Below are 15,929 nucleotides of genomic sequence, written 5' to 3' on the forward strand. Positions count from 1 at the left end.
CTCAAGGAGACCCCGCCATGAGCACCAAGACGAACGTAAACCCCATCCCCGAGGGCTATCACTCGGTCACCGCCTACCTGACCGTCGATGATGCGGCCCGGGCAATCGAGTTCTACAAGGCCGCTTTTGGCGCCGAAGAGCTGTACCGCCTGCCGATGGGCGAGCGCATCGGCCATGCCGAGATCCAGATCGGCGACACGCGCCTGATGCTTTCCGATGAATTCGCCGACATGAACATCCGCGGGCCGAAGGCGCGCGGGGGCCCGACCGCGGCCTTCATGATCTACACCACCGACGCCGACGCCGCCTTCGTGCGCGCAATGAAGGCCGGGGCAATCGAGGATCGACCGGTCAGCGACCAGTTCTGGGGCGACCGCATGGGCTCGGTGTTCGATCCGTTCGGCCACAAATGGTCGCTGGCGACCCATGTCGAGGATGTCTCGCCCGAGGAAATGCAAAAGCGCATGGCCGCCTGGAGCGCCTCCCAGGGCGGCTGATCCCGGCACGGCGCGGATGCTCGCGCCGACGCGGAGTATCTGCGACGGTCGATCGCCGCGGCGTGGCCACGCTTTGCAGCGCGCGGGAACAATGCGAGCATCCCGGGATGGAGCTACGCACCGTCACCGCAACCCGCTATGTCACGCCGCTGCGCGAGGGTGGCTCGCTGCCGGCCATCATCGAAGCCGACGATTCGGGCATGTACGTGCTCAAGTTCCGCGGCGCCGGCCAGGGACCGAAGGCGTTGATCGCCGAACTCGTTGGCGGCGAACTGGCCCGCGCGCTGGACCTGCCGGTCCCCGAGATCGTCTTCGTCGAGGTCGATGCCGAGCTCGCGCGCACCGAGCCGGACCCGGAAATCCAGGACCTGATCCGGGCCAGCACCGGCCTCAATCTCGCCCTCGACTATCTACCCGGCGCGGTCACGTTCGACCCGCTGGCCTGGCCGGTCGATGCCGAACTGGCCTCGCGCATCGTCTGGTTCGACGCGTTCGTGACCAACATCGATCGCAGCCCGCGCAATGCCAACATGATGGTCTGGCATCGCCAGCTGTGGCTGATCGACCACGGCGCGGCCCTGTATTTCCACCATGCCTGGGACGGTGCGCTGGCGCGCAGCCGTTTCCCACTCGCGCAGATCCGCGACCACGTGCTGTTGCCGATGGCGAGCCGCCTGGCCGAGATCGATGCCGACATGGCGAGCCGCCTGGATTGCGGGCGGGTGCGCGATATCGTCGCTTCGATACCCGATGCCTGGCTCGGCCACGAACCGGGTTTTGCCAGTCTCGACGCGCACCGCGCGGCCTACCTCGATTGGCTCCAGCAGCGCATCGAGGCACCGCGCGCCTTTGTCGAGGAGGCCATCCGTGCCCACGCCGCACTGGTATGACTATGCGATCGTTCGCGTCGTGCCGCGCCCCGAGCGCGAGGAGTTCCTCAACGTCGGCGTGATCCTCTCGTGTGCCGCGGCAAAGTTCCTCGAGGCCCGCATCGAGCTCGACAGCGGCCGGCTGCTTGCCTTCGATCCGTCGATCGACCTCGACCTGGTCGAGGGCCACCTGGCGACCATGGCACGCATCTGCGCGGGCGGCGCCGCGGCGGGCCCGATCGGCCGGCTCAGCCAGCGCGAACGCTTCCACTGGCTGGTCGCGCCGCGCAGCGCGGTGATCCAGACCTCGGCTGCGCACAGCGGCCGCTGCGCCGAGCCGGCCGAGGCCGTCGAGCACCTGCTGGAAACCATGGTCCGCCTGCCCGATTCCTTGCGCTGACGCGGCAGGTTCCCGCGCCGGCCCCGGCATCGATGGCTGGTCGCCGGATTGCGCAACCGAAGAGCCCTGTGCCGGTACTCACTGCATGCGCGGTTGCACTTCCGCGATCCGTCGCGTTCCTCCACCCACGTTTTCCACAGGGAGATCCAACCATGGCCTTGCGTCCCTTTAGCCCGCGCGCCCATGTCCGCACGGCACTGTTCGCCATCGGCCTGCTCGCCGCCAGCTCATCCGCCTGGGCCGGCGATCCGCCGATTTCGATGGATGTCGTCAACAACGGCATGAGCAGCTGGAGCATCGATGGCGTCGCCAATCCGCCACTGACCCTGCTGCGCGGCAAGACCTATGCCTTCGTCATGCAGAACGTCAGCGGCGCCCACCCGTTCAACATCAACACGACCAACACCACCGGCTCGGCCAACCTGTACAACGACGGAGTCACCAACAATGGCGCCACCGGCACCCAGACGCTGACCTTCGTGGTGCCGCTCAATGCGCCCGACAGCCTGCACTACAACTGCGGCAACCATGCCCCGATGAACGGTCCGATCACGATCCTGAGCGACGCGATCTTTGCCGCCGGATTCGACTGAGCGACAACCGGGCTGGCCAGGCCGCGGTCGGACCACATCCAACCTGAACCGTCTCGACGCAGGGCCTGAGACGCGTTCGGGTGTAGGCTTGCTTTTCCCGTCAAGCCGACGCATATCGCCTCGATGTCCGCTTCGTCCGCCCTCGATGCCTTCCATCCGGCCGTAGCGGCGTGGTTCGCCCAGACCTTCGCCGCCCCGACGCCGGCCCAGTGTGACGCCTGGCCGGCGATTCGCGCCGGCCGGCACACCCTGGTCGCGGCGCCGACCGGCTCCGGCAAGACCCTGGCCGCGTTTCTCGCTGCAATCGACGGCCTCGTGCGCGAAGGTGTCAGCTCGGGCCTGCCCGAGCAGACCACGGTCGTCTACGTGTCGCCGCTGAAGGCCTTGTCCAACGACATCGCGATCAATCTCGAGGCACCGCTGGCCGGAATTCGCGACGAGCTGGCGCGGCGTGGACTCGGCGACCTCGAAATACGCACCGGCGTGCGTACCGGCGACACACCCGCGGCCGAGCGCCAGCGCATGCTGAAGCGGCCACCGCAGATCCTCGTCACCACGCCCGAGTCGCTGTACCTGCTGCTCGGTTCGGAATCCGGGCGCCTGATGCTGGCCGGCACCCGCTCGGTCATCGTCGACGAGATCCACGCCATTGCCGACGACAAGCGTGGCAGCCATCTGGCCCTGAGTCTCGAACGCCTCGAGGCGCTGTGCCAGCGCCGGCTGATCCGCATCGGCCTGTCGGCCACGCAGAAACCGATCGAGGAGGTTGCGCGATTCCTGGTCGGCGCCAGCCATGTCGATGCGCACGGCGTACCCGACTGCGCGATCGTCGACAGCGGCCACGTGCGCCCGCGCGACCTCGCCATCGAGATGCCGCCGGTGCCGCTCGAGGCAGTGATGTCGAACGAGGCCTGGCAGACCGTCTATGACCGCCTCGCCACCCTGGTCGACGCGCATCGCACGACCCTGGTCTTCGTCAACACGCGGCGCATGGCCGAACGCGCCGCCCGCCATCTCGGCGAGCGCCTCGGCAAGGAACATGTCGCCGCCCACCACGGCAGCCTGGCCCGCGAGTTGCGCCTCGAGGCCGAGCAGCGCCTCAAGCGCGCCGATCTGAAAGTCCTCGTGGCCACGGCATCACTCGAGCTCGGCATCGACATCGGCGATGTCGACCTGGTCTGCCAGCTCGGCTCGCCGCGCTCGATCGCGGCCCTGTTGCAGCGCGTCGGCCGCTCCGGACATGCGGTCGGGGCGACCCCGAAGGGGCGCCTGTTTCCGCAATCGCGCGACGATCTGGTCGAGTGCGTGGCCCTGCTCGACTGCATCCGTCGTGGCGAACTCGATGCCCTGAAGATTCCGACCGCGCCGCTCGACGTGCTCGCCCAGCAGATCGTCGCCGAGGTTGCCTGCGGCGAGTGGGACGAGAGCGCGCTATACGACTGGCTGCGTCGGGCCTGGCCCTATCGCGAGCTGGCGCGCGCTGATTTCGACGCGGTCGTGCGCATGCTCGCCGAGGGTTACACGACGCGGCACGGCGCGCGCGCTGGCTATGTGCACCGCGACGCCGTGCACGGCAAGCTGCGCGGCCGGCGCAATGCGCGCCTGACCGCACTGACCTCGGCCGGCACGATTCCCGATACCGCCGACTACGCCGTCGTGGTCGAGCCGGCCGCGCTGACGGTCGGCAGCGTGCACGAGGATTTCGCCATCGAGAGCATGGCCGGCGACATCTTCCAGCTCGGCAACACGAGCTACCGGGTTCTGCGCGTCGAGCGCGGCCAATTGCGCGTCGAGGATGCGCAAGGACTGCCGCCGAGTATTCCGTTCTGGATCGCCGAGGCACCGGGGCGCAGCGACGAGCTCTCGCTCGGCGTCTCGCGCCTTCGCCAAGCGGTCGAGGCGCGACTGACTGGCGCCACGCAAGCGATGGTCAGTGCGAATGCGGATCGTGCTGTCGTAGGAGGCGGCTTCAGCCGCGATGCTTCTGATCCCTCGACAGATGACGCAAAGGCATCGCGGCTGAAGCCGCTTCCGACGATGGACAGAGACAGTATCGCGTCGGCCTGCGCCTGGCTGGTCGACACGGTCGGCATCGATGCGGTCGCTGCGCAGCAACTGGTCGACTATCTGGCCCGTGCGCGCAATGCCCTCGGCGTGTTGCCGACCCGGCGGCAAATCGTCCTCGAGCGCTTCTTCGACGAATCGGGCGGGACCCAGCTGATCGTGCACTCGCCGTTCGGCAGTCGCATCAACAAGGCCTGGGGACTGGCCCTGCGCAAGCGCTTCTGCCGCACCTTCAACTTCGAGCTGCAGGCCGCGGCCACCGAGGACGCAATCGTGCTGTCGCTGTCGACCAGCCACAGCTTTCCGCTGATCGAGGTCTCGCGCTACCTGCATTCGGCCAGTGCCGGCGACGTGCTCGTGCAGGCCCTGCTCGATGCGCCGCTGTTCGGCGTGCGCTGGCGCTGGGCGGCGACCACGGCCCTGGCCCTGCCGCGTTATGCCGGCGGGCGTCGCGTCGCTCCGCAGCTGCAGCGCATGAAGTCCGAGGACCTGCTTGCCAGCGTGTTTCCAGATCAGGTCGCCTGTCTCGAAAACATCGTCGGTGAGCGCCAGATTCCAGACCACCCGCTGGTCGCGCAAACCCTCGATGATTGCCTGCACGAAGCCATGGATGCCGAAGGCTGGCTGGCGGTGTTGCGTGGTCTCGAGGACGGCTCGATCGGCATCCTCGCGCGGGATCTGCCCGAGCCCTCGCCGCTGGCTGCCGAGATTCTCGGCGCGCGGCCCTACGCCTTCCTCGATGACGCGCCGCTCGAGGAGCGTCGGACCCAGGCCGTGCAGATGCGGCGCTGGAGCGATCCCGAATCGGCCGACGATCTCGGCGCGCTCGATGCGGCCGCGATCGAGGCCGTGCGCGAGGAAGCCTGGCCCGACCCCCGCGATGCCGACGAGATGCACGAGACCCTGATGGGCATCGGCTGGGTCAGTGCCGAAGAGGCCGCCAGCCATCCGCATTGGGCCGACTGGCTGAACCAGCTTGGGCATGCGAAACGAGCCACCCGGCTTTCTGTAGGAAGCGGCTTCAGCCGCGATGCTTCTGCGTCTGATGGAATCGAAGCATCGCGGCTGAAGCCGCTTCCTACGCCACCGGGCGACGGCGGGGGCGACGGCGCAATTTGGGTCGCCGCCGAACGCCTCGGCCAGTTCATGGCCATCCATCCCGGCGCGTCGTTGCAGCCCGCGATCGCGGCGCCGGCGGAGTATGCGGCGATCCCGTGGACGCAGGACGATGCCCTGGTCGAAGTACTGCGCGCGCGGCTCAGCGCGCTTGGACCCGTCACGGTCGGCACCCTCGCAGGATCGCTGCATGTCAGCCCGGCGCAGGTCGAACAGGCCGTGCTCGCGCTCGAGGCCGAGGGCACGGCGATGCGCGGTCGCTTCAGTCCGGGCAGCGCGGACGAAGAGTGGTGCGAGCGCCACCTGCTTTCGCGCATCCATCGCTACACGCTCAAGCGTCTGCGGCGCGAGATCGAGCCGGTCGAGGCGCGCGACTTCATGCGCTTCCTGTTCGACTGGCACCGATTGACGCCGGGAATGCAGGCGCGCGGTGCGGATGCGCTGCCTGGCGTGCTGGCCCAGCTCGAGGGCTTCGAATGCGCGGCCGCGGCCTGGGAAGCGGAGGTGCTGCCGGCGCGCCTGGCCGACTACGCGATCCACTGGCTCGACGAACAGTGCCGCAGCGGTCGCATCGTCTGGGCGCGTTTCGCATCGGCCCATACCGCGAGCCGCGAGCGCGTCGCGAGTCCGCTGCGCAGCACGCCGGTCGTTCTCCTGCCGCGCCGCGCGCTGGCCCTGTGGAGCCGACTGGCCGCGGCGACGGTGCGCGAGCCCGCGCGCACGTCCTCGCGTGCCGGCGCCGTGCTCGACTACCTGCGCCGCAATGGCGCGTCGTTCTTCGACGAGATCGCCCACGGGGCCCATCTGCTCAAGGTCGAGCTCGAGGAGGCACTCGGTGAACTGGTCGCCCGGGGTCTGGTCAATGCCGACAGCTTTGCCGGGCTGCGTGCACTGCTCGTGCCCGCGGCCAGGCGCAACTCGCGCCGTGGCCGCTCCTTCCGACGCGCCAGCCTGCTCGGTATCGAGGACGCCGGACGCTGGGCGCTGAGTCCTGCCGCGGCGGTGGCGATCGAGGACAGCGGCGAACCCGCGCGCTCGGGGACCGCCGCCAGTCCGGCTGGCGCGATCGGCGCCGATGCCGAAACCGTCGAGCATGTCGCGCGTACCCTTCTGCGCCGCTATGGCGTGGTCTGCTGGCGACTGCTTGCGCGCGAAGCGGCGTGGCTGCCGCCCTGGCGCGAACTGTTGCGGGTTTTTCGCCGGCTCGAGGCGCGCGGCGAGATCCGCGGCGGCCGCTTCATCGCCGGCCTGAGCGGCGAGCAGTTCGCGCTGGCCGAGGCGATTCCGCTGCTGCGCAAGGCGCGTGCACGCGATCGCGACGGCCAGGGTGTGGTGGTGGCGGCCGCCGACCCGCTCAATCTGGTCGGCATCCTCGGTGGCGGGGCCCGCGTTGCGGCGGTGGCGCGCTCACGGGTCCTCTACGTCGACGGCGTGCCGGTCGCGGCCCTTGTCGGCGGCGATTGTGTGCGCCTCGACGGTGCGGCAGACCCGTTGCCGGCCAGCTGGCGACAGCGGTTGACCTCGGCACGGCAGGACGAAAACCAGCTACTTCAGGTCGACCCGGGCTGATCCGCCAGCGAAGTCGGATTGGCAAGCATCAGCTGTGCGAGAATCCGGCATGCGGAACCGCATACAGTACCGACGATTCTGCCCGCGCTGCCCCATCACCCAGGGAGTACCGCCATGATTCGCATCGCCCTTGCATTCGCCCTGTTCATCCTCGCCGGCGCCTTGACCCCCTCGTCGGTGCGCGCCGATTCCGGCGCCGACGCAAGCTTCCAGGGTGAGCTCAAATCCATCCTCGCCCGTGGACTGGAGTCGAAGCGCGGCATCGTGTTCCACATCAATGGCCAGGAGGTGGCGGGCGTCGTCAAGCGCATCCTGTCCGATGCCGTCATCGTCGCCAACCAGCAGAATGCGACCGTGCTGATCCGCCTCGATCGCATCGATGCGGTGGCCCTGGATTGACCGATCCGGCCGGGCCGTACCGGGCCCGGCCGCGCGGATGCCTCCAGGCCGTCCGCGAACCGGTCGCCGCAGCGATGAACGAGGCCACGTTCAACGAGTTCCTGCTCGCCTTCCCGATGCGGCGCACGCGCGCTGCCCAGCTCGACGCGGACCTCGCGACGACCCCGGCCCTGCTCGACATCCTGTTCCTCTGGGGTCGCGACTGCGTGAACTGCGAGATCGCCAAGGCCGCCATGCTCGCCGCGGGTCCGCGCTTCCACTGGGTCGATGTGCGCTGGCTGCATGCCAACGTCTACTCCGATCCTGACATGGCCACGCGATTCGGCTTGCATGGCGTTCCGACCTTCTTCGTTTTCCATCACGCACGCCGGCTGGGAAGGATCACCGAATGGCCGGGCGCCGATGCGTTCGTCGGCGCGATCGAGCACCAGCGCGCGCGCCTGATCGCCGCGGCCGCCGCGCGCTGAGTCCGCGGTCCGGCGCGGATTCGCGGACGAGCGCGATCAGCCGTCTTCGCCGGTCAGCACGACGTCGGCACGGCGCTGCGCGAACAGGCCGACCGTCACCACGCCGACGATCTGGTTGATCTCGCGTTCGAGGGCCACGGGGTCGGTGATGCGCAGGTTGTGCACGTCGAGGATCCAGTTGCCGTTGTCGGTGACGACGCCGTCGCGCCAGACCGGCTGGCCGCCGAGCAGCACGAGCTGGCGGGCGACGTGGCTGCGCGCCATCGGAATCACTTCGACCGGAAGCGGGAACCTGCCGAGCACCTCGACACGCTTGCTCGGGTCGATGATGCAGACGAACTGGCGCGAGACCGCGGCAATGATCTTCTCGCGGGTCAGCGCGGCGCCACCGCCCTTGATCAGGCAGCGATTCGGATCGCACTCGTCGGCGCCGTCGACATACAGGGCGAGCTCGCCGACCGAATTGAGATCGACCAGCGGTATGCCGCGCTCCCTGAGCAGACGGCTCGACTGTTCCGAGCTCGAAACCGCGGCTTCGATGTCGCCGCGGCGCTCGCCCAGGGCATCGATGAAGTGGGCCACGGTCGAACCGGTGCCGACGCCGACGATCATGCCGGGTTCGACGAATCGCATGGCGGCACGGCCGGCGCGGCGCTTGCCTTCTTCCTGGGACATGGGGCTGGCTCCAGAGGAATGGAAAATGGAAATGTCGTTGCAACGTATCGGGGGACGCCGACGGCTGCCGGCGAGCGGCTCGCCTTGCCCGCGTCTATCCACTCACTGCATTTCGAGATCGATGATGAAGTCCCAGTGCGCACGCGTCACCGGCATCACCGAGAGCCGGTTGCCGCGCCGGACCAAGGTGAATTCCGAGAGTTCGTCGTGGTCCTTCAGCTCGGCGAGGCTGATCGTGCGCACCAGTTTGCGCACATAGCGCACGTCGATGGCTAGCCAGCGGGGTTCTTCGCGCTTGCTGGCAGGGTCATAGTAGTCGCTGCGCTTGTCGAACTGGGTCGGATCGGGAAACGTCGTGCTCGCCACTTCGGCGATGCCGACCACGCCCGGCTCCGGGCAGTTGGAGTGGTAGAACAGGATGCCGTCGCCGATCTGCATGCCGTCACGCATGAAGTTGCGTGCCTGGTAGTTGCGGATACCGGTCCAGGGCTCGACCTTGACCTTGGCCAGGGCGTCGATCGAAAACTCTTCTGGTTCGCTCTTGATCAACCAGTATCGCTTGGTCATGGCTTCCCCGAGGCGGTTGGTTCGCTCTTGGTCAACCCGTAGCGCTTGGTCATGGCTTCCCCATGAAGGCTGGTTCGCTCTCGATCAATCCATGGCGCCTGGTCATGGCATCCCTCCAGAAGTTCGTCACGGCCACCGGCTGCGGCCCGAATCGCTCGACCATCAACCCGGATGGCTTCGCCATTCTTGCCGGCTTTCGGGGTGAATTCAAAGGGCCGCGCACCAACCTCGTTCGGACGGAAAGGTGTCCGCTGCCGCACGCCCGAACCTGACAATACGCAGCCGGTTGAACGCCTGCCAGACCGGCCCGCATGCGGCCTTCGCCGTTCAGTTATCTGTCCCGTCGTGTTCCGATGCCCCCGGGAGCCTCTGGACACGTGGCACAACCGTCACGACACCTGCCTGCGTGCAGATCGCGGCGCGCCGACGCAGACAGACTGGCCGTCTTTCAAGGCGGCGCAACAACGAGCTGCGCGCAGGCAGGCGTCGCCCAATCGATTGATTCAATGGAACGCGGGTGGTGTTCAGAGGCTCCCTAGGATTCCCAGCAGTCGATCAGCCCGCGTTCGGTCGCGACATAATCGAGTCGGACGTCCCATGGAGCCAGCTCGATGAGGTCGAGTTCCTGGGCCGAATAGGCGATGCCGACCAGCAGCGGGCGGGTCGCCTCGCTGCGCTCGCGCAGGAAGGCGAAACTCGCATCGTAATAGCCTCCGCCGTAGCCGATGCGCCCGCCGCGGCGGTCGAATCCGAGCAAGGGCAGCAGGACGATATCGAGATCCGCGGGCTCGAGCAGGTCTTCCTTCGTGCACACCGGTTCGGGAATGCCGTAGCGGTTCGATTCGAGGTCGGCGCCGGATTTCCAGGGCACGAAGGAGAGCTGGCGGGGGCCGGTAATGCGCGGCAGGCAATATTGCTGGTCGCGACGCGCGAGGTTCGACACCACGATGTGCAGCGGCAGCTCGCCATCGATCGCCCAGTAGCCGGCGATCCGATGATCGACGAGAAAATCGGCCAGCTGTTCCAGCGATTCGGCGACGCCATTGGCTGCGGCGATACGCTCGCTGGCATGCAGGGCCTTGCGCCGCGCGCGCAGTTCGGCACGCAGGGATTGGCGCGCATCGTCGACCGTCATGCTGCCAACACGAAAAGGAAAGGGGTGGCGTCCTCCGCCATGCCGATGCGCATCTAACGACCTTGAACCGATCGGTTCAGGTGGGAAGGTCTGGCACGGTCATCAGGCTTTCCGCTCGGGGCGGACTTGCACACCGACCTGTACGTAACCGACCCGGGGTCGCTACAGGAACAAGGCAAAATGTTGAATGAGCTGTCGGACACTGCCGAGGACACCGGGGTCTATTGTAGTGATGTCGGCAAACCCGCTTCAAGCTTTGTCTTGATCGCTTGCAGATGCTGTGCCAGGTTTTCGCTGCTGCTCGCCTGCTGCTGCTGCTGATCGAGCAGTTCATGGGCGATGTTCAGCCCGGCCAGGATAGCAATGCGTTCGAGGCCACCGCCGCGGTGGCTGTCGCGCAGCTCGCGCAACTTGCCGTCCAGGTAGGCGGCAGCGGCGACCAGGCCCTTGCGCTCCTCGGGCTTGCAGGCGATCAGGTATTCCCGATCAAGGATTCGTACCGCGACCGGGTCACTCATGCCTGGTTCTGCTCCAGCGATTTGAGACGGCCGATCATCGCCTCGACCCGGGCCCGCGCCTGTTCGTTGCGAGCGATCAATCCGGCCCGTTCGCTGGCCAGCTGTTCCTGGCTCTGGCGCAAGCTGCGGTTTTCCTCGCTCAGGCGCCGGCACAGTTCGACCAGCTGGTCGACGCGGGCGGCGATTTCGGCGACGGTATTCTGCATCGGCTCGTTCTCGGGCATGGCAGGAACTATACACCGGTGGACGGGCATTGCCTCGACGCGGTCGACACTTGCCCGGATCGCCGACAAGCCCCCTGGCGAGCGCCTCTGTGCAGCCCCGACCCGGCCCCGGCGACGCGCCCGCGGACCCCGCAATTCGCACGTACGGCCCGGCTACTTGTTGTCATCGAGCACCTCCTGGCGCCGCCGCGCGCGGTCGCGCAGGAACACGAAGCACTGCTCGGGCGGCAGCGGCGTCGACAGCCAGTGGCCCTGGATCTCGTCGCAGCCCTGCTCGCGCAGGTATTCGGCCTGCTCGGCCGTTTCCACGCCCTCGGCGACCACGTTGAGGCCGAGCGAATGGGCCATGTTGATGACGGTCGCGGTGATCGCCTCGTCGTCCGGATCGGTGGTGATGTCGCCGACGAATTCCTTGTCGATCTTGAGCGCATCGATCGGCAGCCGGCGCAGGTAGCTCAGCGACGAGTAGCCGGTGCCGAAATCGTCGATCGACAGGGTCACGCCGACCGCCTTGAGCTGGCGCAGCGTGCTGATCGACTGTTCGGCGTTGGCCATGATCACGCTCTCGGTCAGCTCGAGTTCGAGCTGGTTCGGCGCCATGTCGTTTTCGGCGAGGATGTCGCACAGGCGCTGGGTCAGGTCGCCGCGCTGCAGCTGCAGCACGGAAAGATTGACCGACATCGAGATGTCACGCAGGCCGTCGCGGTGCCATTGCGAGAGTTGCTCGCAGGCCCTGACCAGGACCCAGTCGCCGATCTCGATGATCATCCCGGACTCCTCGGCGACCGGGATGAAGGTGACCGGGGAAATCTCGCCGAGGTCCTGGCTGTTCCAGCGCAGCAGGGCCTCGACGCCGGTGATGCGTTCGTCGAGCAGGGACAGCTTGGGCTGGTAGACCAGGCTGAATTCGCCGCGCTCCATGGCCTTGCGCAGCGCACCGACCAGGGTCGCGCGCATGCGCGCCGCGGCATCCATGGTTTCGGTGTAGACCATGTAGGTCTTGCGGCCGCGATCCTTGGCCTGGTACATGGCCGTGTCGGCGAACTTGAGCAGGTCGGTCGGCGTCTGCGCGTGATCGGGATAGAGGCTGATGCCGATCGACGGCGAGATGACCACGTCCTGGCCATCGTTCAGCTCGAGCGGCTTCTCGAAGGCGGTGATCAGCTTCATGGCGACGCGCTCGGCCTCGCCGGCATCGGCCAGTTCCTCGAGCACGACCGTGAACTCGTCGCCGCCGATGCGGGCCACGGTATCGCCGTCGCGGACGTTGTCGCGCAAACGGCTGCCGGCCGCCTTGAGCATGCGGTCGCCGGCGGCGTGGCCCATCGAATCGTTGACGTGCTTGAAGCGGTCGAGATCGAGAAACAGCACGGCCACCTTGCGCCCGCCACGGCGCGCGCGAATCACGGCGTGACCGAGCCGCTCCGAGAGCAGGGTGCGGTTGGGCAATCCGGTCAGGGTGTCGTAATTCGCCAGGTAGCGCAGTTCCTGCTCGGTCCGCTTGCGTTCGGTGATGTCGGTGAGGACGCCGATGTAGTGCGTGCGCTGGCCTTGCGCGTCGCGCACCTCCGAGCTTTGCAGCCAGCACAGGAATTCCTCGCCGTCCTTGCGGCGCTGCCACAGCTCGCCGCGCCAGAGGCCTTCGCGCATGACCGAATCGCGCAGGTTCTGGTAGTACTCCGGGGAGTGTTGCGCGCAATTGAGCAAAGCCACGGAACGCCCGACGACCTCGTGTTCCTGCCAGCCGGTGATCCGGGTGAATGCCGGGTTCACCGAAACGAACTTGAACTCGAGGTCGCAGACCGTGACCGCCTCGCGCATGCTGCTGATCACTTCCTGGACGATGCGGCGCTCGCGCTCGGCTTCGCGCGAAGCCGTGATGTTGCGCGCGGTGCCGCAGATGCGCAGCGGCCGCCCCTGCTCGTTGCGCTCTACGATCTTGCCGCGCGCCAGCACCCAGATCCATTTGTCCTTGCGAACGCGCACCCGCTGCTCGGATTCGAACAGGGCGACCTTGTTGCTGATGTGATCGTCGAGCCGCTGGGCAATGGCGCGCTGGTCGTCCGGATGCACGTGTTCGCGCACCCAGTCGTAGACCGAATGGATTTCCTCGCGCTGGCTGGCCTGGGTGCGTGCCGCGCTGAGTCGGACCAGCACGCCGGAGTCCATGTTGAGATCCCAGAATTCGTCGCTGGAACCCCACAGGGCCAGGCGCAGGCGCTGTTCGCGCTCCTCCAGTTCGCGGGCGTGCTGGCGCTGGGCCTGGCGCTGGCGCCGCATCGCCCACCAGAATGCCAGCGCGATCAGAAGTCCCGCGCCGGCATAGGCGATCCTCATCGCCCGCGTGTTCCACCAGGCCGGCTCGACCTGCAGCTCGACGGACGCTCCGGTATCGCCCCAGTGCCCGTCGTGGTTGCTGGCCAGCACGCGGAATTTGTAACGCCCGGCATCGAGGTTGGTGTAGGTGGCCTCGTGGCGCGTACCTGCATCGACCCAGTCTTCGTCGAAGCCTTCGAGGCGATAGCGGAAGCGGTTGCGTTCGGGCGCAGTGTAGTCGAGTGCGGCAAAACTGAAATGGATGAGACGGTCGACCTGCTTCATGTGCAATGGCTGTCCGGCAAGCACCCTGACCGGATCGGCATCGCCGATACGAACCTCGTTGATCTCCACCGGAGCGACGAATCGGCTCGCCGCGACGGCTCCCGGCTTGACCAGATTGAGGCCGTTGATTCCACCGAAGGCAAACTCGCCGCTGCGCAGTACGGCGACGGCGCCACCGTTGAACTCCTGGCCCTGCAGGCCGTCCTTGACCGAGAACGGGTGCACCGCGCCGGTGTTGCGGTCGTAAGAGGCGATGCCGCGATTCGAGCTCAGCCAGAGGCGGCCCATGCCGTCTTCGAGGATGCCGTAGATGGTCGCATCGGGCAGGCCGTCGCGCTGGAGGACGCGGTCGAACCGGGGCGAGACGGCATCCGCGTCGATGAGCCGGTTGAGGCCGCTGTGGGTACCGATCCAGAACGTCCCGTCATCGCTTTCGTGGATCGAGCGCACGATGTTTCCGGACAGCGAGTGCGGATCACCGGGCACGAATCTGACCGTGCGCACCTGGTCGGATTGCGGATCGATGATGTTGAGTCCATCGACCGTTCCAGCCCAGATGCGCCCCTCGCGATCCTCGTGGAGGGCAAGCACGTGGTCGTGGGTCAGGCTGGTGGCATCACCATCGCGGTGCCGCCAGTTTCGCCTCGATCCATCGCGCGGGTCGTAGCGCACGACACCCGTGCTGCGACCCGAGAACCAGATGCTGCCGTCGCGCGCGATGATGAGGCTGCGCCGCCCGCGCTCCGGGTCATCGACGGCGCTGCCAAGTCCGGCTGGCAGGGCCGCGACCTTGCCCGTTCGCGGTTCGAGCGAACCGACGCCGAGGCTGCCGGCGAACCAGATCTTTCCATCGACGGCCTCGGCAAGCGCTTCGATCTGGATGCGCGCCGGCAGCGCGACCTCGAAGGCGCGGGCCAGGTCCGCATCGTGGTATTCGAATTCGCCGGCTTCGCGCGAATAGCTCTTCAGGCCGTCGCCATCGGTGCCAAGCCAGATCCTCCCGGTCTTGTCCTCGAGAATGGCGCGGATGTTGTTGGTCGAGCCCGGGTCGCGCGAACGCTCGTTGTCGACGATGTAGTGAAAGGTCGCTCCGAGCGGGTCGGCCTTGCTCAGGCCAAGCGCTTCGCTGCCGATCCAGAGCAGGCCGGACTGGTCGACCAGCAGTGTCGTGACTTCGGAGGGCGGCAGGCTGCCGCGCAGGTTGCGGTCGCTGCGGATCCACTGTAGCCGCCCCGATTGCGGATCGAGGTTGGCGAGGCCGCGGCCGCGCGCCGCCATCCAGACCTTGCCCACGCCATCCTCGGCGATCGCGATGATCGGGTTGATGCCGTCGTTGGCCCAGATCTGTACGGCCTTTCCGGCGACCGGGTCGATCCGGAAGAGGCCCAGCTTGCTGCCGACAAGAATGGAATGGTCCGTGGCCTCGTGGACGCTGTACAACTCTCCGAGCACTCCGGCGTCGATGCGCTCGGCGCGATCTGCGCTGGCCGGGATCCGCCACAGTCCGCCGTTGCCGACCACCCAGATCGTATGGTCGCCGGAGATCGCGATGCCGCGCACGGCGCCGATGGCGCCGGAGTCGTTCTGCGGCTGGATGCGCTGGCGCTCCCCGGTCTCCGGGTCCATCCGCTCCAGACCACTGCGGCCGCCCAGCCAGAGGCCGCTCTGGCGATCGAAGGCCAAGGCGCTGAGTGCCTCGCGCTCGTTGCGCTCGGCCGCCTCCGCCGGCAGCGCGAACGAATCGAAACGGGACGTTCGCGGATCAAAACGGGCGACGCCACTGGCGCTCGTGGAGACCCAGAGGCGACCCTCGTCATCTTCGGCGAGTGCGGAGATCACGCTGTCGGGCAGGCTATGCGGATCGTCCGGATCGTGTTCGTAGACCTTGAATCGATAGCCGTCGAACTGATGCAGGCCGGCCTGGGTGCCGATCCACATCGTGCCGTCGCGTGTCTGCGCCAGCGCCTGGATCGAGTTCTGCAGCAGGCCCCTTTCGTTGTCGAGATGGTCGAAGAAGTACTCGCGCTCGAGCGCGGAAGCCGCGAGCGAGCCTGAAACCATCAGGCCGATCACCAGGCCACGCGCCAGCAGACAGACGAGATGTCGGAAGCGGCAGGCTGTCTGCATCCCGTTCATCGGTCGGCGCTGGCTCCCGGATTGTTGCGAGCGCATTCACGCCCAGTCTCCAGTGTAGGCAATCGGCCCGGGGCTTGCCACGAGTCCCGCCAGGGCCGG

Annotated in this window: 14 protein-coding genes and 1 other RNA gene; 8 read left to right on the forward strand and 7 right to left on the reverse strand. The window is 67.3% G+C overall.

What is annotated here, in order from left to right; translation table 11 throughout:
• Positions 1-17 precede the first annotated feature (17 nt).
• The 7 genes from BM125_RS08125 (at position 18) to BM125_RS08150 (ending at position 7,974) form a co-directional block, all read left to right on the forward strand.
• Positions 18-497, forward strand: a complete 480-nt coding sequence (locus tag BM125_RS08125; protein ID WP_092406771.1) for a VOC family protein — start codon at positions 18-20, stop codon at positions 495-497.
• Positions 498-604: 107 nt separating this feature from the next.
• Entirely contained in the window at positions 605-1,387 is a 783-nt protein-coding gene (locus BM125_RS20410) for a HipA family kinase (protein ID WP_217647829.1), read from the forward strand.
• Positions 1,365-1,766, forward strand: a complete 402-nt coding sequence (locus BM125_RS08130) for a DUF3037 domain-containing protein (RefSeq protein ID WP_217647830.1) — start codon at positions 1,365-1,367, stop codon at positions 1,764-1,766. Before BM125_RS20410 ends, BM125_RS08130 begins: the two co-directional genes overlap by 23 nt.
• Positions 1,767-1,918: 152 nt before the next feature.
• On the forward strand, positions 1,919-2,359 hold the full coding sequence (locus tag BM125_RS08135) for a cupredoxin domain-containing protein (protein ID WP_092406775.1): 441 nt from the start codon (positions 1,919-1,921) through the stop codon (positions 2,357-2,359).
• Positions 2,360-2,482: 123 nt separating this feature from the next.
• The gene (locus tag BM125_RS08140; protein ID WP_092406777.1) at positions 2,483-7,108 is read left to right on the forward strand and encodes a DEAD/DEAH box helicase; all 4,626 of its coding nucleotides are present in this window, start codon (positions 2,483-2,485) and stop codon (positions 7,106-7,108) included.
• A 114-nt stretch (positions 7,109-7,222) separates the two neighbouring features.
• Positions 7,223-7,507, forward strand: a complete 285-nt coding sequence (locus BM125_RS08145) for a hypothetical protein (RefSeq protein ID WP_092406779.1) — start codon at positions 7,223-7,225, stop codon at positions 7,505-7,507.
• A 74-nt stretch (positions 7,508-7,581) separates the two neighbouring features.
• Positions 7,582-7,974, forward strand: coding sequence for a YbbN family protein (locus BM125_RS08150; protein WP_139224907.1), 393 nt, complete (start codon positions 7,582-7,584; stop codon positions 7,972-7,974).
• A gap of 36 nt (positions 7,975-8,010) precedes the next feature.
• On the opposite strand, the gene rpiA is transcribed toward BM125_RS08150, so the two are convergent.
• Both rpiA and BM125_RS08160 read right to left on the reverse strand, forming a co-directional pair.
• A complete protein-coding gene (gene rpiA, locus BM125_RS08155) occupies positions 8,011-8,649 on the reverse strand; it encodes a ribose-5-phosphate isomerase RpiA (protein ID WP_092406783.1) in 639 nt (212 codons plus the stop codon).
• A 102-nt stretch (positions 8,650-8,751) separates the two neighbouring features.
• The gene (locus BM125_RS08160; protein ID WP_092406785.1) at positions 8,752-9,216 is read right to left on the reverse strand and encodes an EVE domain-containing protein; all 465 of its coding nucleotides are present in this window, start codon (positions 9,214-9,216) and stop codon (positions 8,752-8,754) included.
• Between the two features lie 62 nt (positions 9,217-9,278).
• Here BM125_RS08160 and BM125_RS08165 point away from each other — a divergent pair, with 62 nt between their 5' ends.
• The gene (locus BM125_RS08165) at positions 9,279-9,488 is read left to right on the forward strand and encodes a hypothetical protein (RefSeq protein WP_092406787.1); all 210 of its coding nucleotides are present in this window, start codon (positions 9,279-9,281) and stop codon (positions 9,486-9,488) included.
• A 263-nt stretch (positions 9,489-9,751) separates the two neighbouring features.
• Here the strand turns inward: BM125_RS08165 and BM125_RS08170 are convergent, their stop codons facing one another.
• The 5 genes from BM125_RS08170 to BM125_RS20605 all read right to left on the reverse strand — a co-directional run bounded on the left by BM125_RS08170 (position 9,752) and on the right by BM125_RS20605 (position 15,821).
• On the reverse strand, positions 9,752-10,351 hold the full coding sequence (locus BM125_RS08170; protein ID WP_092406789.1) for a 5-formyltetrahydrofolate cyclo-ligase: 600 nt from the start codon (positions 10,349-10,351) through the stop codon (positions 9,752-9,754).
• A 27-nt stretch (positions 10,352-10,378) separates the two neighbouring features.
• Positions 10,379-10,565: non-coding RNA, 6S RNA (ssrS, locus tag BM125_RS08175), on the reverse strand.
• 7 nt (positions 10,566-10,572) lie between these two features.
• The gene (locus BM125_RS08180) at positions 10,573-10,869 is read right to left on the reverse strand and encodes a cell division protein ZapA (protein ID WP_092406791.1); all 297 of its coding nucleotides are present in this window, start codon (positions 10,867-10,869) and stop codon (positions 10,573-10,575) included.
• Positions 10,866-11,075 carry a TIGR02449 family protein gene (locus BM125_RS08185; RefSeq protein ID WP_425429607.1) on the reverse strand — a complete coding sequence of 70 codons (210 nt, stop codon included), beginning with the start codon at positions 11,073-11,075 and terminating at the stop codon, positions 10,866-10,868. Before BM125_RS08185 ends, BM125_RS08180 begins: the two co-directional genes overlap by 4 nt.
• A 171-nt stretch (positions 11,076-11,246) precedes the next feature.
• Positions 11,247-15,821: an EAL domain-containing protein gene (locus BM125_RS20605; RefSeq protein WP_175497970.1), complete on the reverse strand. Its 4,575-nt coding sequence runs from the start codon at positions 15,819-15,821 to the stop codon at positions 11,247-11,249.
• Between the last annotated feature and the right edge of the window lie 108 nt (positions 15,822-15,929).

The organism is Dokdonella immobilis (assembly GCF_900115085.1).
Taxonomy (GTDB): domain Bacteria; phylum Pseudomonadota; class Gammaproteobacteria; order Xanthomonadales; family Rhodanobacteraceae; genus Dokdonella; species Dokdonella immobilis.